This window comes from Catellatospora sp. TT07R-123, from assembly GCF_018327705.1.
Taxonomy (GTDB): Bacteria; Actinomycetota; Actinomycetes; order Mycobacteriales; family Micromonosporaceae; genus Catellatospora.
In genome coordinates this window covers 1,324,470-1,342,577 of sequence record NZ_BNEM01000001.1, presented here as the reverse complement: position 1 = coordinate 1,342,577, position 18,108 = coordinate 1,324,470, and the positions used below count along the sequence as shown (strand labels likewise).

Below are 18,108 nucleotides of genomic sequence, written 5' to 3'. Positions count from 1 at the left end.
CATGACCGCCGCCATCGCGGTGCAGGCCGCCTGCATCGTCGCCGCTCTGCTGTTCATCCTCAGCCTCGCCGGGCTGTCCCGGCACGACAGCGCCCGCTCCGGGGTCGTCTTCGGCATCGGCGGCATGGCCATCGCGCTGACCGCCACCATCGCGCTCGCCACGCGCAGCCTCGACGCCGTCGCCGGGGGCGTGCTCGCCGCCGCGATGGGAGTCGGCGGCGCGATCGGCCTGTGGCGGGCCCGGGTCGTGCAGATGACCGGCATGCCTGAGCTGATCGCGATCCTGCACAGCTTCGTCGGCCTGGCCGCCGTGCTGGTCGGCTGGAGCGGCTACCTGGAGGTCGAGGGCGCCGACCACACCGACCTGACCGGGGCGATGCTGCGCATCCACCACGGCGAGGTGTTCGTCGGCGTGTTCATCGGCGCCGTCACCTTCACCGGCTCGATCGTGGCCTACCTGAAGCTGTCGGCGCGGATCTCGTCCAGCCCGCTGATGCTGCCCGGCCGCAACCTGCTCAACCTGGCCGCACTGGCCGGGTTCGGGGTGCTCACCGGGTTCTTCACGGCCGGGCCGACGCTGGGCCTGCTGATCGCGGTCACCGCGCTGGCGCTGGCGCTGGGCTGGCACCTGGTCGCCTCCATCGGCGGCGGGGACATGCCCGTCGTGGTGTCGATGCTCAACAGCTACTCCGGCTGGGCCGCGGCCGCGTCGGGCTTCCTGCTGGACAACAACCTGCTCATCGTCACCGGGGCGCTGGTCGGGTCGTCGGGCGCGTACCTGTCGTACATCATGTGCCAGGCGATGAACCGGTCGTTCATCTCCGTCATCGCGGGCGGGTTCGGGATCGAGGCGGGGCCGGTCGACGACACCGACCTCGGCACGCACCACGAGACCAGCGCGGTCGAGACCGCGGCGCTGCTGCGTGAGGCCACCTCGGTGATCATCACGCCCGGGTACGGCATGGCCGTCGCCCAGGCGCAGGGGCCGGTCGCCGAGCTGACCCGGCTGCTGCGCGCCCGCGGCACGCGGGTGCGCTTCGGCATCCACCCCGTCGCCGGGCGGCTGCCCGGCCACATGAACGTGCTGCTGGCCGAGGCGAACGTGCCGTACGACATCGTGCTGGAGATGGACGAGATCAACGACGACTTCGCCGGGACGTCGGTGGTGCTCGTCATCGGCGCCAACGACACGGTCAACCCGGCCGCCGCCGACCCGGGCAGCCCCATCGCGGGGATGCCGGTGCTTCGGGTGTGGGAGGCCGAGCACGTGGTCGTCTTCAAGCGGTCCATGGCGGCCGGGTACGCGGGCGTGCAGAACCCGCTGTTCTTCCGCGACAACAGCTCGATGCTGTTCGGCGACGCCAAGGCGCGGGTGGAGGACATCGTCCGGGCGCTCGGCCCGGCCGTGACCGCCCAGCGCGACACGGCCGAGCCCGCCCGCCAGAAGTCGCTGGCCGGAGTCGGATGACGTTCGAGCAGGACAAGCGGCGGCTGATGGCGGCCGGCACGCCCAGCGACGGCGACAACCTCACGGGCATGAGCATGGACTTCGACGCGTACCTCTTCATGTCGGAGCTGTTCGCGCACGTCGAGGTCCGGCGGACCGGCGACCCGGACTGCCTGCTCGTCGCGACGTGCACGGCCGCCCCCGGCGCCACCCCGACGAGCGTCGCCGAGGGGCTGGTCGACGTCTGGCTGCGGCACCTGCAGTACCACCACCGGTCGGCCCACCGCCTGCGCCAGGACGCCCAGAAGGTGTACCTGGACGTGGTGACCTTGATGAGCGCCGGCGGGATCTACGTCACCGGCCTGATCGAGGCGGGCTGGAAGCGCGACGGCGGTGACGGCCCGGTCGTCGGCTGATCCGCTCCGCCCCCGGGACCGGCTCAGCCCGGCCGGCCCCGGGGGTCACCCGCCCCCGGGCGATCGCCGCGCGGCGCCGCCCCGGCGACTATCGTCGATTCCATGACCGAATCGGTGTGGGACTACCCGCGCCCGCCCAGGGCGGAGCGCACCCCGCGGCGCATCGTGGTGACCCACGCGGGGCGCCTGGTCGCCGACAGCCGGGGCGCGGTGCGGGTGCTGGAGACCTCCCACCCGCCGGTCTACTACGTTCCGCCCGGCGACGTCCGGGTGCCGCTGCGCCGCGTCGACCACGGATCGTTCTGCGAGTTCAAGGGCGCGGCGACCTACTGGGACGTGGTCGTCGACGACGAGGTCGTACGCCGGGCGGCCTGGTCCTACGAGCAGCCCGCGCCCGGATACGAGCAGCTGACCGGGCTGCTCGCCTTCTACCCGTCGAAGTTCGACCGCTGCACCGTCGACGGCGAGCCGGTCACCGCGCAGCCGGGCGACTTCTACGGCGGCTGGATCACCACCGACCTGGCCGGGCCGTTCAAGGGCGCGCCCGGCACCATGGGCTGGTGACCGTGTCCGTCGACCCCGCCGAGACGATGTCCGCGCTGATCCTGCTGCACGGGTACGGCGACGACCGCGACGGCCTGCTCGCGCTGGCCGACCTGCTCAGCGCCCCGGACCGGATGGTGGTCGTCCCCGACGCCCCGCAGCCCAGCCCGGTCGGCGGCCGCCAGTGGTGGCCGCTGGACGGCGACGACCGGCCCAGCTGGGCCTGGCACGGGACCCCGCCCCCGTCCGGCCCGCGCCATCGCGGGGTCGAGGCCGCCCGCGCCCGGGTGGGGGAACTGGTCACCGACCTGCGCCACCGGTACGACGTACGCCGGGTGGCCCTGGCCGGGTTCTCGCAGGGCGGCATGCTCGCCCTCGACGTGGCGCTCGCGCCGGACTCCGGCGTGGACCGGGTCGCGGCGCTGTCGGCGGTGCTGCTCGCCGACACCGAACGGCACCTGGCCGGCGGCTCCCGCCCGCGGATCCTGCTGGCGCACGGCGAGCACGACGACCAGATCCCGTTCGCGGCCGGGGAGAGCACCCGCGCCCTCCTGGTCGAGCACGGGCACGCGGTCGACTGGCTGCCCTTCCCGGGTGGCCACGACATCCCCGACGAGGTGGTCTGCGCGCTGGCGGCGTTCCTGGAGCTGTGACCGGCGGCGATCAGGTCGCCGGGTAGACGTAGCCCTCCAGCCGCACCCGGACGTAGCCCCGGGCGACGGCCTCGTTCATCGTCGCCGGATTCGCCACGGTCAGGTTGTCGGCGTTGGCCGCGTTCCAGTACGTGTACAGCGGCACGGACGCGGCGACCTGCGTGGTGAAGACGCGGCCCTCGACGCGGACGTACTGGTAGCCGTACGCGATCGCGCTCTGGATGCCCTCCTGGGTCGCCGTCGTGTAGTTGTCCTGCCGCCACGGGTTCCAGAACAGGTACAGCGGCACGGTGCCCGCCGTGTCCGAGGTGATGACAGCGCCCTCGACCCGCAGCTTGGCGTAGCCGTTCTGGACCGCGCTGAGGTTGCCCACTTCGGTGCCCGCCGCGTAGTAGTCACCGCGCGCGGCGTTCCACCACTGGTAGAGGCTGGTGCCGTTGACCGGGTCCGGCGGCGGTGCCGCCGCGACCGGACCTGTCGGCACCAGCACCGCCAAGCACGTCGCCACGGCCGTGACCCATCGCCGAACGCGCATCGCCTTCTCCTGCCTGGAAATCGTCCACACCGGACTCCCGATGATGGTATGCATCCGTGGCGGCCCGGCCCGCCGTGCCGCCGTGATCCGACAGCGGGTGCGTGACGCCCAGGTCAGCCGTCGGCGCCGGATCGGGCCGCCGCGATCCAGCGCAGCACGCCGTGGGCCTCGGCCTCGGCGGCGGTGCGCTCGGCCTCGTCCAGCAGCCGCTCCCGCTCGGCGGCGTCGCCCGCCTGCCCGGACAGCTCCGCCAGCGCGAGCAGCCCGGCCGCGACCCCGGGCTGGTGGCCGACCTCGCGGCGCAGCGCGACCGACTGCTCCAACCGCTGCCGGGCCCGGTCGAGGTCACCGTCCTCGTACTGGTGGACGAACCCGAGGTGCCGGACGATGTACGACAGCAGCAGCCGGTCCTCGGCCGCCTCGGCCAGGCTCTCGGCGTGGCGCAGGAACGGCCACGAGCCCCGGCCGTCGTGCTCGATCACCTGGTAGTAGGTCCCGATCCAGAACATCGCCTCGGCGTAGCCGCGTTCGTCACCGAAGCGGTGGTACAGCTCGGACGCCCGCAGGAACAGCTCCAGTTCGGCGGGGTCGGCCTGGTCGCGGTCGCGCAGGAACTTCGCGTGCAGGATCTTGCCGCGGGCGAGCGCCAGGTCCGCCTCGACCCGGTCGAGCAGGGGCAGCGCCTTGTCCACCGCGTGCTCGTCGCCGTAGAACATCGAAGCCTCGTACAGCGCGTGCGCGTCGTCCAACCGCGGATCTCGTCGACTCATGTTGATCCAATGTAGTGGGTCGGTGCCGCGTGCGGGTCCCCGCCGGCCGGGCTGGGGGCGGGCCGTCCGGGGCAGGGCCGCGAGGATCGTCGCGGTGGCGCATAATCCCTCGTCATGAACGACCCCGCGCTGATCGACAGTCTGCGGGCGGCTGTGGCCGCCCGGCCCGACGACCACCGGCTCCGGCTGCACCTGGCTGAGCTGCTCCTCGGCGCGGGACGTGGCGCCGAGGCCGTGGGCGAGGCCGCGACGGTGCTGGCCGGCGACCCGCAGAACGCGGCCGCCCGCGCGGTGATGGCCGCGGCGATCGGCGCCCCGGCAGCCCCGGCAGCTCCGGCCGACCCGGCGCCCGCGGCAGACCCGGCACCGCGGCCCGGCGCTTCGCCCGACTGGGCGGCCTGGGAGCGCGACCTCGGCGAGGTCGTCCCGGCCGGCTATGCCGTCGACGACGACGCCGAGCCGGTCGCCGGGGAACAGGACCGCATGTTCGACGTGGAGCAGTCCGGGGTTCGCCTGTCCGACGTCGGCGGCCTGGTGGACGTGAAGAAGCGGCTGGAGCTGTCGTTCCTGGGCCCGCTGCGCAACCCGGAGCTGCGCAGCCTGTACCGCAAGAGCCTGCGCGGCGGCCTGCTGCTGTACGGGCCGCCCGGCTGCGGTAAGACGTTCCTGGCCCGCGCGGTGGCCGGGGAGATGGGCGCCCGGCTGATCAACCTGTCCATCGTGGACGTGCTGAACATGTGGATCGGCAGTTCCGAGCGCAACCTGCACGAGATCTTCCAGGCGGCCCGGCGCAACGCCCCGTGCGTGGTGTTCCTCGACGAGATCGACGCGCTGGGGCACAAGCGGTCGCAGATGGCCTCCTCGGCGATGCGTACGCTGGTGAACCAGCTGCTGGCCGAGCTCGACGGCATGGACGGCGACAACGAGGGCGTGTTCGTGCTGGCCGCCACCAACGCCCCGTGGGACGTGGACCCGGCGCTGCGGCGGCCGGGCCGGTTCGACCGCACCGTGCTGGTGCTGCCGCCCGACGCCCCGGCCCGGACCGCGATCCTGCAGCGGCTGCTGCGCGACCGGCCGATCGAGGGCATCGACCTCAAGCGGATCGTCGCGGCGACCGAGGACTACTCCGGCGCCGACCTGTCGCACCTGTGCGACACCGCCGCCGAGTACGCGATGCACGACTCGATCACCTCCGGTGAGGTGCGCCAGATGCGGCAGGGCGACTTCGACCACGCGCTGCGCGAGGTGCGGCCGTCCACGGGGGCGTGGCTGTCGTCGTCGCGCAACGTGGTGGCGTACGGCAACGAGGACGGCACCTACGACGACCTGGCGGCGTACCTGAAGAAGCGCAGGATGCTGTGAGCGACGACGTCGAGGACGACCTGCGCCGGGCCGAGGCGCTGCTGTCGGTCGGGCGGCACGACGCGGCCGGGGAGGTGCTGGCGCGGGTGCTGGCCCGCCGACCCGACTCGTACCAGGCGCTGTGCCAGCTGGCGCGGGTCGAGTTCGAGCGCGGCGACTACGCGGCGATGCTCGCGGCGGCCGACGCCGCGGTGGCCGCGGCCCCGGGCAGCGACTGGGCCCACCGGCTGCGTTCGATGGCGCTGCGCCACAGCGGCCGGGTGGCCGCGGCGGCGGGCGCGGCGGCCGAGGCGGTGCGGCTGGCCCCAGGGAACTGGGCCTGCCACGTCAGCGTCGCCAGCTGCGAGCTGGCCTACCCGAGCGAGTCGGGGGTGCGGGCCGCCTACCGGGCCGCGGCGCGGGCGGTGGTGCTGGCCCCGCACCAGCCGGACACCCACCTGACGCTGGGCCGGGTGCACGCGGCCGCGTTCGACTCGCCCAACGCGCAGGCCTGCTACGGCCGGGCGCTGGCGCTGGACCCCGACTTCGTCGCGGCCCGCAACGACCTGGCGGTGGAGCAGCTGCGGACGGGGCGTTACTCGGCGGCGGGCCGGCAGCTGATCGACGTGCTGGCGGGCGACCCGCATCTGAAGGTGGTGCAGCACAACCTGGGGCTGGCGGTGCGGGCCTGGCTGGGCCGCTGGGCCGACCTGGCCGCGGCGGCGTGGGTGGTCGTCCTGGTGCTCACGATGACGCTGGACAACACCGTCGACCGCGTCGCGAGCGGGGTGCTGGCCGCGGCGCTGGGCGCGGGCGCGGTGTGGTCGTACCGGCGGCTGCCCGCGACGATGCGGCGGATGGTCCGGCGGCGGCCGGGCCGCGGCGAGTTCGCCCTCGCGATGGTGTGGGTGAGCTCGGTGCTGCTGTTCGCGGGCCTGGTGGTGCGGGCGGTGGCGGCCACCGACGGGCTGCGCAGCGCCGCGGGCCTGCTCGTGGTGTTCGCGGTGGGCCGGGTGTTCGCCACGGGGGTGCGGGCGTACCACCGGCTGTTCGAGGCGGCGCACCGGCGCACCAGGCGCTGGCGCCACCGTGCCTTCCTGCGCCGCCACGCCGCCGAGCCGGGCTTCGCGGCCGAGCTGGCGCCGGGGCGCGGCGCCGGGCTGTCGGCGCGGGTCCGGATGGTGCCGCCGACCGCACTGACCTGGGGCAGCGTCGCCGTGATCGTGCTGATCCTGGTGGCGGTCCGGGTGGTTCGTATGCTCTGACGGCAGGACATGCGTCCCGGTGGATTCCGGATCGGCCACTCTGCCGCGACTTGTCGCACGGCGCCACAGTGGAGGCGACACCTCGACGGCTGAAAGGACAACGCCATGCGGCGCGTGGCCCCGGCGATCGCCCTCTACCTGCTGGCTCCGTTCGTGGCCGAGTTCCTGCTCGGCGACTTCCCGATCACGATGATCCTGCTGATCCTGCCGCTGTCGACGATGTACGGCGGCGGCGCACTGTTCATCCGCGAACTGGCCCGCCGCACCGGACGCGGCTGGCCGACGATCCTGCTGCTGGCGCTCGCGTTCGGGGTGGTCGAGGAGGGGCTGCTGACCCAGTCGCTGTACAACCCCGACTACGTCGGGGCGCACCTGCTCGACGAGGGGTTCGTCCCGGCTTTGGGCATCGCGGTCCCGTGGACCCTGTTCGTGCTGGCCATTCATGTGATCTGGAGCATCGGCGCCCCGATCTCGCTGGTCGAGGAGGCGGCGGGGGACCGGCGGGACCAGCCGTGGCTGCGGGGGCCCGGGTTCGCCGCGTCGATCGCGGTGTTCGCGGCCGGGTGTGTGGCGATCTTCTCGTTCTCGTACGCCGATGGTCAGTTCATGGCTTCGGCCGCGCAGCTGGCCGCCGCGGCGTTGGTCGCGGTCGCGCTGGTCGTCGCCGCGTTCGCGGTCCCGCGCCGGGTCCGGCCGGCCACGGGCGCGGTGCCTGGTCCGCGGGCGGTGTTCGCCGCCGCGATCGGCGCGGGGCTGGTCCTGTTCGGAGCCGAGCTGCTGCCCACCTGGGTGGGCGTGGCGGTGGTGGCCGTGGACCTGGCCGTGTTGGGCTGGCTGGTGCGGCGCTGGTCGGCGCGCGATTCGTGGGGCGCCTGGCACCGGTTCGCGCTGGCGGCGGCGGCGCTGCTCACGTACGCCTGGCACGCGTTCTTCCAGCTGCCGGTGCAGGGCGGCCAGGCCACGGTCAACCTGGTCACCCACATCGTCTTCGCGCTGGTCGCGCTCGGCGTCATCGGGTACGCCGCCCGCCGCGTCCACCGGACCGCGCGCTTCCCCGCCGGGCAGCCGCGACCGGCCGCCATACCGTGACGTCCGTTGTGTTCTTGACGGGTGCGGCGGCGGCGCATACGGTACGCGGCGTACAACTGAATATCTCGCCGAACGACTCGCGGCGGGAGAGTCCCGGCACCACCGGGACGCCGAAGGAGCAACTCTCCCCGGAATCTCTCAGGCCCATGTACCGCCGCGGCTAGGCGAACTCTGGAAAGTCGGGACCCGACGGTCCCGCGCCCACGGTGCAAGCCGTCCACGCGACGGCGAAGCTCTCAGGCAGCGATGACAGAGGGGGAGGCCCACCACCCACGGTGCCGCCTGTGCGGTGCCCGGACCAGGGAGCCTCCCGTGAGCGCTACCGCGCCGCCCGCTGCCCGTGCCTGCCCTGACGACGGCACGGCCGGGCCCGAACCCGCCCTCAGAACCACCCCGCTGCACGAGGTCCACGTGGCGCTCGGTGCCGTGCTGACCGCGTTCGCGGGCTGGACGATGCCGCTGCGCTACGGCAGCGAGCTCGCCGAGCACCACGCCGTGCGCAGCAGCGCCGGCCTGTTCGACCTGAGCCACATGGGCCAGCTGGAGGTCACCGGCGCCGACGCGGCGGCCTTCCTCGACTACGCGCTGGTGGGCCGCCTGTCGGCGGTCCAGCCGGGCCGGGCCCGGTACACGATGCTGTGCGCGCCCGACGGCGGCGTGCTCGACGACCTGGTCGTCTACCGGCTGGAACCGCAGCGCTACCTGGTGGTCGCCAACGCGGCCAACACCGCGGCGGTGCTCGCCGAGCTGGTGGCGCGGACCGCCGGGTTCGGGGCCGACGTGGCCGACGTGTCGGACCGGTGGGCGCTGATCGCGGTGCAGGGCCCGCGCGCGGCCGCGATCCTGGCGCCGCTGACCGGTGCGGACCTGCCGTCGCTGCGCTACTACGCCGTCGACGTGGCGTGGCTGGCGGGGCGGCCGGTGCTGCTGGCCCGCACCGGGTACACCGGCGAGGACGGGTTCGAGATCTACTGCGCGCCCGCCGACGCGGCCGCGATCTGGACCGCGGTCACCGCCGCGGGCGCCGGGCACGGCCTGGTCCCGGCCGGGCTGGCCTGCCGGGACACGCTGCGGCTGGAGGCGGGCATGCCGCTGTACGGCCACGAGCTGACCGCCGAGGTCAGCCCGTACCAGGCGGGGCTGGGCCGGGTGGTGGCGCACGACAAGCCCGGCTTCGTCGGCCGCGAGGCGCTGGCCGCCCGCCGCGAGCAGGCCGCCGACGTGCTGGTCGGGCTGGTGTCGGGCGGGCGGCGCGCCCCGCGCCCCGGCTACGCCGTGCTCGACCCGGACACCGGTGCCCGCGTCGGCACCGTCACCAGCGGCGCCCCGTCGCCGACCCTGGGCCGCCCGATCGCCCTGGCGTACGTCGCCGCCGACCGCTGCGCGGTAGGCACCGTGCTCACCGCCGACATCCGCGGCAGCCACGAGACCGTCACGGTCGTGGAGCTGCCGTTCTACCGCCGCACCCAGGAAGGCCGCCGATGAGCATCCCGCAGCAGCTGAAGTACACCCGCGAGCACGAGTGGCTGGCCGCCGACGGCGACACGGCCACGGTCGGCATCACCGCGTTCGCGGCCGACGCGCTCGGCGACGTCGTCTACGTCGAGCTGCCCAGGCCGGGGCAGCTCGTGGCGGCAGGGGAGCCGTGCGGCGAGGTGGAGTCGACCAAGTCCGTGAGTGAGCTGTATGCCCCCGCCGACGGCGAGGTCGTCGCGGTCAACGAGGCGGTGGCGGCCGACCCGGGTCTGCTGAACACCGACCCGTACGGGCAGGGCTGGCTGTTCCGGCTGCGCCTGGCCACGGCGCCGGACCTGCTCGACGCCGCCGCGTACGCGGCCCTGACGGGGGAGGCGGCATGAGCGTGCTGGACCGGCCGCTGGCTGAGTTCGACCCCGAGGTGCACGCCGCGCTGCGCGCTGAACTGGACCGCCAGCGCGACACCCTGGAGATGATCGCCAGCGAGAACTTCGCGCCGCTGGCGGTGCTTCAGGCCCAGGGTTCGGTGCTGACCAACAAGTACGCCGAGGGCTATCCGGGGCGGCGCTACTACGGCGGCTGCGAGCACGTCGACGTGGTCGAGCGGCTCGCGGTCGAGCGGGTCAAGGCGCTGTTCGGGGCGGCGTACGCCAATGTGCAGCCGCACTCGGGCGCGCAGGCCAACGCCGCGGCGATGATGGCGCTGATCCAGCCCGGGGACACGATCCTGGGCCTGGACCTGGCCCACGGCGGGCACCTGACCCACGGCATGCGGATCAACTTCTCCGGCAAGCTGTACCGCGCGGTCGGCTACCGGGTCCGTGAGGACGACGGCCTGGTCGACCTGGCCGAGGTCGAGCGGCTGGCGCACGAGCACCGGCCCGCGCTGCTGATCGCCGGCTGGTCGGCGTACCCCCGCCACCTGGACTTCGCCGCGTTCCGGCGGATCGCCGACGCGGTCGGGGCGCGGCTGATGGTGGACATGGCGCACTTCGCCGGGCTGGTCGCGGCGGGTCTGCACCCCAATCCGGTCCCGTACGCCGACGTGGTCACGACCACGACCCACAAGACGCTGGGCGGCCCGCGCGGCGGCGTCGTGCTGACCGACCGCGAGGACGTGGCGCGCAAGGTCGACAGCGCGGTCTTCCCCGGCCAGCAGGGCGGACCGCTGGAGCACGTGATCGCGGCCAAGGCGGTCGCGTTCAAGATGGCCGCGCAGCCGGAGTTCGCCGACCGGCAGCGGCGCACCGTGGCCGGGGCGCGGCTGCTGGCGGCGCGGCTGGCCGCCGCCGACGTCGCCGCGGCCGGGGTCGAGGTGCTGACCGGCGGCACCGACGTGCACCTGGTGCTGGTCGACCTGCGCCGCTGCCCGCTGGACGGGCGCCAGGCCGAGGACCGGCTGCACGAGGTCGGCATCACCGTCAACCGCAACGCCGTGCCGGGCGACCCCCGGCCGCCGATGGTCACCTCCGGCCTGCGGATCGGCACGGCGGCGCTGGCCGCGCGCGGGTTCACCGAGCCGGACTTCGCCGAGGTCGCCGACATCGTGGCGCAGGCGCTGCTGCCGTCGTACGGCGAGCAGACCGCGCGGCTGCTGCGCGACCGGGTCGCCAAGCTCGCCGCCGCGCACCCGCTCTACCCGGGGTTGTAGGCGTCACCGGTCCGGGCGGCGGGACAGCGACCGCCGCCCGGGCCGACTAGCGTGTGGCCGATGCGCAGACCACTGGACCGCATCGCGCTGATCTCCGACGTGCACGGCAACCTGACGGCGCTGGAGGCGGTGCTCGACGACATCGACGCCCGCGGCATCACCCGGATCTTCAACCTCGGCGACTACGTCGGCAAGGGCCCGCGCGGCCGCGAGGTGATCGACCTCTGCCGGCAGCGGTGCGAGGTCAACATCCTCGGCAACTGGGACGACGCCCTGCCCGACCCGGCCCGCACGTTCGACTCCCCGGCCCTGGCCTGGTGGCTGGCCCAGCTCGCACCCGGCCAGGGTGAGTGGCTGCGGGCGCTGCCGTTCAGCCACGACTTCACCATGAGCGGGCGGCGGGTGCGGCTGTTCCACGCCTCGTCGACGTCGGTGCACACGCGGATCCGGTTCGACCACGACGAGGCCCAGTTCCTGTCGCTGTTCGACAACACCCCCGCCACCGGCGACGGGCCGCCGCCGACCGTGGTCGGCTACGGCGACACCCACGACCCGTACTACGAGGTCGACCGCTGGCGGCGCACCGTGTTCAACACCGGCAGCGTCGGCAACAGCATGGACGACCCCACCCCGGTGTACGTCATCCTCGAAGGCGCCTTCGGCTCCGAGGCCGAGGCCCCGTTCTCGATCCAGTTCGTGCGCGTGCCCTACGACGCCGAAGCCGAACTCGCCGTCGCCCGCGAGCTGGGCATGCCCGAGTACGGCGGCTGGGAGTCGGAGCTGCGCCACGGGATCTACCGGGGCGAGGCGGGCGATCCGGCCGGGCCGAGCTACCACCGCAGGCCGTACCCGGCGTAAAAAGTCCGGCCGGCGGCACAACCGGACGCCGCGGTGCCCCGATCGAAGGGAGGACGAGCAAAGAGGAGTCACATGCGGGCCGACCGAGAACGCGCCTTCACCGAGTACGCGCAGGGCCGCGCCCTGGAGCTGCGGCGTACCGCGTACCGGCTGTGCGGCAGCTGGGACGAGGCGCACGACCTGCTCCAGACCGCGCTGGTACGCCTGTACCGGCACTGGGAGCGCGTCGCAGCCGCCGATTCACCCGACGCCTACGTACGCCGGGTCCTGGTCAACGTCTACCTCCAGCAGCGCCAGTCCTGGTGGAGCCGGGTCGTGCGCGCCTACGCCGAACCACCCGAGCAACCCGCCCCGCCCGACGGGGTCGACGGCCGGCTCGACCTGATGGCGGCCCTGGCCCGCCTCGCCCCCGGCCAGCGGGCCGTACTGGTGCTGCGCTACTGGGAGGGCCTCGACGTGGCCGAGACCGCCAGCGCCCTGGGCTGCTCGACCGGCACGGTCAAGAGCCAGTCCGCGTACGCCATCGCCGCCCTGCGGCGGCTCATGCCCGATTACGTGGGAGGCAGCAAATGAGCGACCAGCAGATCGCGGCGCTGTTCGCCGCCGCCCCGTCCGCCGCCGAGCCGCCGCTGCCGCCCGGGCACCTGGAGCAGGTGCTCGGCGCCGCCCGCCGCGACCGGCGCCGCCGCCGCGTCACCGCCGCGCTCACCGCGATCGTGGTGCTGCTGCTCGGCGGCACCGCGGTGGCGTTCGTGCCGGGCGGGTTCACGCCGCCGGTCGAGCCTGCCGTGGGCCCGGCGGGCCTGCCCGACGAGATCGCCGGCTACTCGCCGCTGACCGGCCTGGTCAGCCAGTCCCCACCCGGCCGGGCCCTGATGCTGTACGGCTACGGCAACAGCGAGCTGTTCAACACCTACCAGACGCTGGTGCTCGGCGCCGACGGCGACGTCTACCGGCAGGTCGACGCCGCCCGCGACACCTCCGGCATGTGGCTGCTGTCGCCCGACGGGCGCTTCATCGTGCTCGGCGACGACACCCGCGTGACGTCGGCGGTCACGGTCGTCGACCTGGCGACCGGCGACCCGCACGAGGTGCCGCTGGGCCGCTCCGGCGGGGTCATCCCGCTGGCCCTGTCCCCGGACGGCGACATCCTGGCCTACTCGCTGTCGGACGCCAAGCCGCTGGAAGGCGACCTCAACAACCGCGTCAGCGGGGTGCTCCAGCAGTACGCCTCCAACCACAGCACCCTCATGCTGCTGAACCTGCGCACCGGGCAGACCACCGCCACCGACACCAGCCCCGTCGCGGCCGTGTCGTTCGCCCCGGACGGGCAGCGCATGGCGGTGCAGTCGCGGTCGCAGACCTGGCTGCTGGGCCGGGACGGGCAGCGCATCGAGCAGGTGCCCGTGCCCGAGAACTACGGGATCACCGCGCAGAACGCCTGGTCGACCGACGGCACCAAGCTGGCGCTGAACTGGTGGGCGCACGACAGCTGGGGCACCGACGAGTCCTTCTACCCCGACCTGAGCCCGAGCGGCGGCTTCGGCGTGGTCAGCCTCGACCGGCCGGGCACCCTGGTGCGGCCGCAGGCGCAGGTGGAGCACTTCCTCGGCTGGCTGTCGGGCACCGAGTGGCTCGGCCTGTCCTGGGACTACGGCGCCGACACGGGCGCCCTGTGGGCGATGCCCGCCGACGGGGCTGAGGGCCGGGTGCTGAGCCGGTTCGACAACGCCAAGCGCTGCGAGTTCGGCACCCAGCGGTGCGTGCCGTGGGAGCCGGTGGTCGCCGCCGGCCTGATCGCGGGCATCACCGTACGCGAGGCGGGCTGGGCCGAGCGCGGCCCGTGGCCGGTGCCGTACCGGTGGGCCGCGCTCGTGGGGCTGCTGGTGGTCGCCGGGGTGGTCCTGCTGGTCCGCCGCCGCGGGCGCCGCCGCCGCGCGCGCCGTCCGGCCGCGAGCTGACCTGGCGTGGTGCCGGCCCGGCCTGACCCGGCCGGGCCGGCACCACGTGGCTCAGACCAGGGACGGGCGGCGCGGGTCGAGGCACTCGCTCACGCCGCCGCGGTCGAGCAGGGGCAGCAGCGCGTCCGTGCCCTCGGTGACCTTCAGCCGGATCTCGGCCGCGTGCAGCGGCACCAGCGCGAGCAGGTTGATGTGCGTGCCGTCGCCGACGTCGATGGTGCGGGCCTGCTCGGGCACCCGGACCGGCGGCGCGATGAGGACCCCGGCGAACGGCGTGTCCGGCGCGTACGGTTCGGCCGGGTCGCCGTTGGGGACCGAGTGCCACTCGCCGATCCAGGTCAGGTATTCGTGGGGCAGCCGCGCCACGTACTTGAGCACGTGGACCGGCCAGCCGGTCCGGTCGTCGCGCAGCGCGCCCTCGCCCACCGGCCAGTCCGCGGGCAGGCAGATCATCAGCTCCGCGTACGGGCTGATGTCGTGTCCCTCCGGCAGCGACATCGGCAGGTCGCTCATCCCCGAGGTGATCAGCACGTGGTACGGCCGCTGCGCGGTGGCCTCGACGACGTGCACGTGCACGGGGACCAGGTGGGACAGGAACTCGTGCAGCACGAACGCCACCGGCCCGAAGTACTCGGCGATGTGCCGGTCGATCGCCTCGGCGAAGTCCTGCCGCTGCCCGTCCGCCAGCACGAAACCGTCGTGCTGCGACTCGTGCCGGGTCACCCCGGCGCCCGTTGGCGTCTCCATGGCGGTGCAGCCTAGCGGCCCGCTGTTTCGCGCCCGCTCCGCGCCTGCCGCGCCTGACCTGCGACCAGGGCGACAGCGTGACATGCTCAGACGATGGCGCGTATTCGATCGATCGTCCTGCACGTCGGCGACACCGGCCGCGCGGCGGCCTTCTGGACCGGAGCCCTGGGTTACGAGCGCTCGCCCGACAATCCCGAGTTCCTGGTCCCGCCCGACGGCGACGGCCCCCGCCTGCATCTGGACAGCGGCGACCGCACCCACCTCGACCTGTGGGTCGACGGCCCCGACGAGCAGCGGGCCGAGGTCGAGCGGCTGGTCGCCCTCGGTGCGTCAGAGGTCGCCTGGCAGTACCCGGACGGCGCCGACTTCGTCGTGCTCGCCGACCCCGACGGCAACCTGTTCTGCATCGTCGACACGTCGAAGTGAACCCGGCCCGGCCGGCCGGCGACCACCTTCTGCGGCGGGTCACACCTCCTGTGGTGTAGCTACACCACAGGAGGTGTGACCCGCGGCGAGAAGAACCCGGGCCGGCGGCTGCACCGGCCCGGGACCTGATCAGGCCAGGTCGAACCGGTCGAGGTCCATGACCTTGGTCCAGGCCGCGACGAAGTCGGCCGCGAACTTCTCGTGCGCGTCCCGGCTCGCGTACACCTCGGCCAGCGCCCGCAGCTGCGAGTTGGAGCCGAAGATGAGGTCGACGGCGGTGGCCGTCCACTTCACCTGGTCGGTGGCGACGTCGCGGATCTCGTACACGTGCTCGGCCGACTCCGACGCCTTCCACCGGGTGCCCGGCGACAGCAGGTTGACGAAGAAGTCGTTGGTGAGCACGCCGGGCCGCTCGGTGAGGACGCCGTGCCCGGCGCCGCCGACGTTGGCTCCGAGGCCGCGCAGGCCGCCGAGCAGGACGGTCATCTCCGGCGCGGTCAGGTTGAGCATGTACGCCCGGTCGATCAGCAGCACCTCCGGCAGCAGCTTCTCGCCCGGCCGCAGGTAGTTGCGGAACCCGTCGGCCCGCGGCTCCAGAACCCGGAAGGACTCCACGTCGGTCTGCTCCTGGGTCGCGTCGGTGCGGCCCGGGTGGAACGGCACGGTCACCTCCACGCCCCCGTCGCGTGCCGCCTTCTCGACGGCGGCCGACCCGGCCAGCACGATCAGGTCGGCCAGCGAGATCTTCGCGCCGCCGGACTCGTTGAACTTCCGCTGGATGCCCTCCAGCGTCTCCAGGACCCGGCCCAGCTGGTCCGGCTGGTTGACCTCCCAGCCGCGCTGCGGCTCCAGCCGCAGCCGGGCGCCGTTGGCGCCGCCGCGCTTGTCGGTGGAGCGGAAGCTCGCGGCCGACGCCCAGGCGGTGGAGACCAGCTGGGCGGTGGTGAGGCCGGAGTCCAGGACCGCCGACTTGAGGGCGGCGATGTCGGCGTCGCTGACGAGTTCGCCGTCGGCGGCCGGGACCGGGTCCTGCCACAGCTGGGCCTCGGGGACCCACGGGCCGAGGAAGCGGCTGACCGGGCCCATGTCGCGGTGCAGCAGCTTGTACCAGGCCTTGGCGAAGGCGAGGGCGAACGCGTCGGGGTCGGCCAGGAAGCGGCGGGAGATCTTCTCGTACGCCGGGTCGACCCGCAGCGACAGGTCGGTGGTGAGCATCGTCGGCTTGTGCTTGCGCGACGGGTCGTACGGGTCGGGGATGATCTCCTCGGCGTCGCGGGCGACCCACTGCTTGGCGCCGCCGGGGCTGGTGGTCAGCTCCCACTCGTGCCCGAACAGGATCTCGAAGAAGCGGTTGCTCCACCGCGTCGGCTGGTCGGTCCACGTCACCTCCAGCCCGCTGGTGATCGTGTCGCCGCCCTTGCCGGTGCGGTTGCTGCTCAGCCAGCCCAGGCCCTGCGCCTCCAACGGCGCGCCCTCGGGCTCCGGGCCCACGTGGTCCTTGGCGACGGCGGCGCCGTGGGTCTTGCCGAAGGTGTGGCCGCCCGCGATCAGGGCGACGGTCTCCTCGTCGTTCATCGCCATCCGCGCGAACGTCTCGCGGATGAAGTGCGCGGCCGCGGCCGGGTCGGCGTTGCCCTGCGGGCCCTCGGGGTTGACGTAGATGAGTCCCATCTCGGTCGCGCCGACCTCGGCCGCCATCTCCTTCTCGGAGACGTAGCGCTCGTCGCCGAGCCAGGCGTCCTCCGGACCCCAGAAGATCTCCTCCGGCTCCCAGACGTCCGCTCGGCCGAAGCCGAAGCCGAAGGTCTTGAAGCCCATCGACTCCAGCGCGACGTTGCCCGCGAGCACGAGCAGGTCGGCCCACGAGACCTGCTGGCCGTACTTCTGCTTGACCGGCCACAGCAGGCGCCGGGCCTTGTCGAGGTTGGCGTTGTCGGGCCAGCTGTTGAGCGGCGCGAACCGCTGCCCGCCGTCACCGGCGCCGCCGCGCCCGTCGTGGATGCGGTAGGTGCCCGCGGCGTGCCAGCTCAGCCGGATCATCAGGCCGCCGTAGTGGCCGAAGTCGGCGGGCCACCAGTCCTGCGACGTGGTCAGGACGTCGGTGATGTCGCGCTTGAGCGCCTCGACGTCGAGCTTGCCGAACTCCCTGGCGTAGCTGAAGTCCTCGCCCAGCGGGTTGCCCTTGGGCGAGTGGGCGTGCAGCACCGACAGGTCGAGCTGGTTGGGCCACCAGTCCCGGTTCGTATGCGGGCGCCCGCCGGTCTTCGGGGTCGGCGCGGCGATCGCCGGGTTCTCGCTCTCGCTGCCGTGCGCGGTCGCGGAGTCGCCCGCGACCGGGCATCCGGTCTGGTCTGGGGTGTTGCTCATGTGCTTCCTCCGAACTGGCGGATCATCGGGAACTGCGGGCGGCCGCGCAGCCGGGGCAGGTGCCCCAGTAGACGACCTCCGCCTCGTCGACCCTGAAGCCGTGGTCGTCTGAGGCGGTGAGACAGGGAGCGGCGCCGACGGCGCAGTCGACGTCCGTGATGACGCCGCACCAGCGGCAGACCGCGTGGTGGTGGTTGTCGCCCACGCGGGACTCGTAGCGGGCGGTCGCCCCCGCCGGCTGGATGCGCCGGACCAGGCCCGCCTCGGTGAGCGCCCGCAGGACGTCGTACACCGTCTGGTGGGACACCGCGGGATGCTCGGCGCGGACCAGGGCGATCACCGTTTCGGTGTCGATGTGCGGGCGGTCGCGCAGCGCGGCCAGCACGGCCAGGCGATGCCGGGTCACCCGCAACGAGACCGTCCGAAGCTGCGCCTCGAAGTCGGACGTCATGCGATCGATATGCCACTCATCTGGAACGGTTCAAGTTTACTTTCGGGAGCTTACCCGCGACGCCGGAGTTTCAGCCGACTTTTCAGTATTTTTACGGCACGAGTATGCGCCG

Annotated in this window: 19 protein-coding genes and 1 riboswitch; of the genes, 14 read left to right on the top strand and 5 right to left on the bottom strand. The window is 73.5% G+C overall.

The window, feature by feature from the left end; all coding sequences use genetic code 11:
* Nucleotide 1: 1 nt before the first annotated feature.
* The 4 genes from pntB to Cs7R123_RS05560 all read left to right on the top strand — a co-directional run bounded on the left by pntB (nt 2) and on the right by Cs7R123_RS05560 (nt 3,059).
* Entirely contained in the window at nt 2–1,468 is a 1,467-nt protein-coding gene (gene pntB, locus Cs7R123_RS05575; RefSeq protein ID WP_212823963.1) for a Re/Si-specific NAD(P)(+) transhydrogenase subunit beta, read from the top strand.
* The gene (locus tag Cs7R123_RS05570; RefSeq protein ID WP_212823961.1) at nt 1,465–1,863 is read left to right on the top strand and encodes a hypothetical protein; all 399 of its coding nucleotides are present in this window, start codon (nt 1,465–1,467) and stop codon (nt 1,861–1,863) included. The genes pntB and Cs7R123_RS05570 overlap by 4 nt, the downstream gene beginning before the upstream one ends.
* Before the next feature lie 102 nt (nt 1,864–1,965).
* Nucleotides 1,966–2,427 (top strand): DUF427 domain-containing protein, encoded by a 462-nt coding sequence (locus Cs7R123_RS05565; protein ID WP_212823959.1) that lies wholly within the window; start codon nt 1,966–1,968, stop codon nt 2,425–2,427.
* Nucleotides 2,424–3,059 (top strand): alpha/beta hydrolase, encoded by a 636-nt coding sequence (locus tag Cs7R123_RS05560; protein ID WP_212823957.1) that lies wholly within the window; start codon nt 2,424–2,426, stop codon nt 3,057–3,059. Before Cs7R123_RS05565 ends, Cs7R123_RS05560 begins: the two co-directional genes overlap by 4 nt.
* Nucleotides 3,060–3,069: 10 nt before the next feature.
* Here the strand turns inward: Cs7R123_RS05560 and Cs7R123_RS05555 are convergent, their stop codons facing one another.
* Nucleotides 3,070–3,594 carry a hypothetical protein gene (locus tag Cs7R123_RS05555; protein ID WP_212823955.1) on the bottom strand — a complete coding sequence of 175 codons (525 nt, stop codon included), beginning with the start codon at nt 3,592–3,594 and terminating at the stop codon, nt 3,070–3,072.
* 113 nt (nt 3,595–3,707) lie between these two features.
* Nucleotides 3,708–4,364, bottom strand: a complete 657-nt coding sequence (locus Cs7R123_RS05550; protein WP_212823953.1) for a hypothetical protein — start codon at nt 4,362–4,364, stop codon at nt 3,708–3,710.
* Between the two features lie 114 nt (nt 4,365–4,478).
* On the opposite strand from Cs7R123_RS05550, the gene Cs7R123_RS05545 reads away from it, so the two are divergent.
* The 9 genes from Cs7R123_RS05545 to Cs7R123_RS05505 all read left to right on the top strand — a co-directional run bounded on the left by Cs7R123_RS05545 (nt 4,479) and on the right by Cs7R123_RS05505 (nt 14,005).
* Nucleotides 4,479–5,726: a 26S protease regulatory subunit gene (locus Cs7R123_RS05545; protein WP_212823951.1), complete on the top strand. Its 1,248-nt coding sequence runs from the start codon at nt 4,479–4,481 to the stop codon at nt 5,724–5,726.
* The gene (locus Cs7R123_RS05540) at nt 5,723–6,970 is read left to right on the top strand and encodes a lipopolysaccharide assembly protein LapB (protein ID WP_212823948.1); all 1,248 of its coding nucleotides are present in this window, start codon (nt 5,723–5,725) and stop codon (nt 6,968–6,970) included. Before Cs7R123_RS05545 ends, Cs7R123_RS05540 begins: the two co-directional genes overlap by 4 nt.
* Before the next feature lie 105 nt (nt 6,971–7,075).
* The gene (locus Cs7R123_RS05535; RefSeq protein ID WP_212823945.1) at nt 7,076–8,059 is read left to right on the top strand and encodes a hypothetical protein; all 984 of its coding nucleotides are present in this window, start codon (nt 7,076–7,078) and stop codon (nt 8,057–8,059) included.
* A 73-nt stretch (nt 8,060–8,132) separates the two neighbouring features.
* A riboswitch (glycine riboswitch) is annotated at nt 8,133–8,223 on the top strand.
* 148 nt (nt 8,224–8,371) lie between these two features.
* Nucleotides 8,372–9,544, top strand: a complete 1,173-nt coding sequence (gene gcvT / locus Cs7R123_RS05530) for a glycine cleavage system aminomethyltransferase GcvT (protein ID WP_244871629.1) — start codon at nt 8,372–8,374, stop codon at nt 9,542–9,544.
* Nucleotides 9,541–9,918, top strand: coding sequence for a glycine cleavage system protein GcvH (gene gcvH, locus Cs7R123_RS05525; RefSeq protein WP_212823939.1), 378 nt, complete (start codon nt 9,541–9,543; stop codon nt 9,916–9,918). The genes gcvT and gcvH overlap by 4 nt, the downstream gene beginning before the upstream one ends.
* Nucleotides 9,915–11,186, top strand: a complete 1,272-nt coding sequence (glyA, locus tag Cs7R123_RS05520; RefSeq protein ID WP_212823936.1) for a serine hydroxymethyltransferase — start codon at nt 9,915–9,917, stop codon at nt 11,184–11,186. Before gcvH ends, glyA begins: the two co-directional genes overlap by 4 nt.
* A gap of 60 nt (nt 11,187–11,246) precedes the next feature.
* Nucleotides 11,247–12,044, top strand: a complete 798-nt coding sequence (locus Cs7R123_RS05515) for a metallophosphoesterase (protein ID WP_212823933.1) — start codon at nt 11,247–11,249, stop codon at nt 12,042–12,044.
* Nucleotides 12,045–12,116: 72 nt separating this feature from the next.
* Nucleotides 12,117–12,617 (top strand): SigE family RNA polymerase sigma factor, encoded by a 501-nt coding sequence (locus Cs7R123_RS05510; protein ID WP_212823930.1) that lies wholly within the window; start codon nt 12,117–12,119, stop codon nt 12,615–12,617.
* Nucleotides 12,614–14,005 carry a WD40 repeat domain-containing protein gene (locus Cs7R123_RS05505; RefSeq protein WP_212823928.1) on the top strand — a complete coding sequence of 464 codons (1,392 nt, stop codon included), beginning with the start codon at nt 12,614–12,616 and terminating at the stop codon, nt 14,003–14,005. Before Cs7R123_RS05510 ends, Cs7R123_RS05505 begins: the two co-directional genes overlap by 4 nt.
* A 51-nt stretch (nt 14,006–14,056) precedes the next feature.
* Here the strand turns inward: Cs7R123_RS05505 and Cs7R123_RS05500 are convergent, their stop codons facing one another.
* Nucleotides 14,057–14,752: a suppressor of fused domain protein gene (locus Cs7R123_RS05500; RefSeq protein ID WP_212823925.1), complete on the bottom strand. Its 696-nt coding sequence runs from the start codon at nt 14,750–14,752 to the stop codon at nt 14,057–14,059.
* Nucleotides 14,753–14,845: 93 nt separating this feature from the next.
* Between Cs7R123_RS05500 and Cs7R123_RS05495 the strand changes: the two genes are divergently transcribed.
* The gene (locus Cs7R123_RS05495) at nt 14,846–15,178 is read left to right on the top strand and encodes a VOC family protein (RefSeq protein WP_212823922.1); all 333 of its coding nucleotides are present in this window, start codon (nt 14,846–14,848) and stop codon (nt 15,176–15,178) included.
* Between the two features lie 129 nt (nt 15,179–15,307).
* Here the strand turns inward: Cs7R123_RS05495 and katG are convergent, their stop codons facing one another.
* Together katG and Cs7R123_RS05485 are read right to left on the bottom strand one after the other, a co-directional pair.
* Entirely contained in the window at nt 15,308–17,545 is a 2,238-nt protein-coding gene (katG, locus tag Cs7R123_RS05490) for a catalase/peroxidase HPI (RefSeq protein WP_212823919.1), read from the bottom strand.
* A gap of 22 nt (nt 17,546–17,567) precedes the next feature.
* The gene (locus Cs7R123_RS05485; RefSeq protein ID WP_212823917.1) at nt 17,568–17,996 is read right to left on the bottom strand and encodes a Fur family transcriptional regulator; all 429 of its coding nucleotides are present in this window, start codon (nt 17,994–17,996) and stop codon (nt 17,568–17,570) included.
* Nucleotides 17,997–18,108 lie beyond the last annotated feature (112 nt).

Bases quoted from the DNA above. Each gene is read 5' to 3' on its own strand.
- gcvH (WP_212823939.1), top strand. From the start codon at position 9,541: ATGAGCATCCCGCAGCAGCTGAAGTACACCCGCGAGCACGAGTGGCTG.
- Cs7R123_RS05535 (WP_212823945.1), top strand. From the start codon at position 7,076: ATGCGGCGCGTGGCCCCGGCGATCGCCCTCTACCTGCTGGCTCCGTTC.
- Cs7R123_RS05505 (WP_212823928.1), top strand. From the start codon at position 12,614: ATGAGCGACCAGCAGATCGCGGCGCTGTTCGCCGCCGCCCCGTCCGCC.
- Cs7R123_RS05550 (WP_212823953.1), bottom strand. From the start codon at position 4,364: ATGAGTCGACGAGATCCGCGGTTGGACGACGCGCACGCGCTGTACGAG.
- Cs7R123_RS05515 (WP_212823933.1), top strand. From the start codon at position 11,247: ATGCGCAGACCACTGGACCGCATCGCGCTGATCTCCGACGTGCACGGC.
- Cs7R123_RS05485 (WP_212823917.1), bottom strand. From the start codon at position 17,996: ATGACGTCCGACTTCGAGGCGCAGCTTCGGACGGTCTCGTTGCGGGTG.
- Cs7R123_RS05500 (WP_212823925.1), bottom strand. From the start codon at position 14,752: ATGGAGACGCCAACGGGCGCCGGGGTGACCCGGCACGAGTCGCAGCAC.
- Cs7R123_RS05545 (WP_212823951.1), top strand. From the start codon at position 4,479: ATGAACGACCCCGCGCTGATCGACAGTCTGCGGGCGGCTGTGGCCGCC.
- katG (WP_212823919.1), bottom strand. From the start codon at position 17,545: ATGAGCAACACCCCAGACCAGACCGGATGCCCGGTCGCGGGCGACTCC.
- Cs7R123_RS05570 (WP_212823961.1), top strand. From the start codon at position 1,465: ATGACGTTCGAGCAGGACAAGCGGCGGCTGATGGCGGCCGGCACGCCC.
- glyA (WP_212823936.1), top strand. From the start codon at position 9,915: ATGAGCGTGCTGGACCGGCCGCTGGCTGAGTTCGACCCCGAGGTGCAC.
- Cs7R123_RS05555 (WP_212823955.1), bottom strand. From the start codon at position 3,594: ATGCGCGTTCGGCGATGGGTCACGGCCGTGGCGACGTGCTTGGCGGTG.
- Cs7R123_RS05510 (WP_212823930.1), top strand. From the start codon at position 12,117: ATGCGGGCCGACCGAGAACGCGCCTTCACCGAGTACGCGCAGGGCCGC.
- Cs7R123_RS05565 (WP_212823959.1), top strand. From the start codon at position 1,966: ATGACCGAATCGGTGTGGGACTACCCGCGCCCGCCCAGGGCGGAGCGC.
- pntB (WP_212823963.1), top strand. From the start codon at position 2: ATGACCGCCGCCATCGCGGTGCAGGCCGCCTGCATCGTCGCCGCTCTG.
- Cs7R123_RS05495 (WP_212823922.1), top strand. From the start codon at position 14,846: ATGGCGCGTATTCGATCGATCGTCCTGCACGTCGGCGACACCGGCCGC.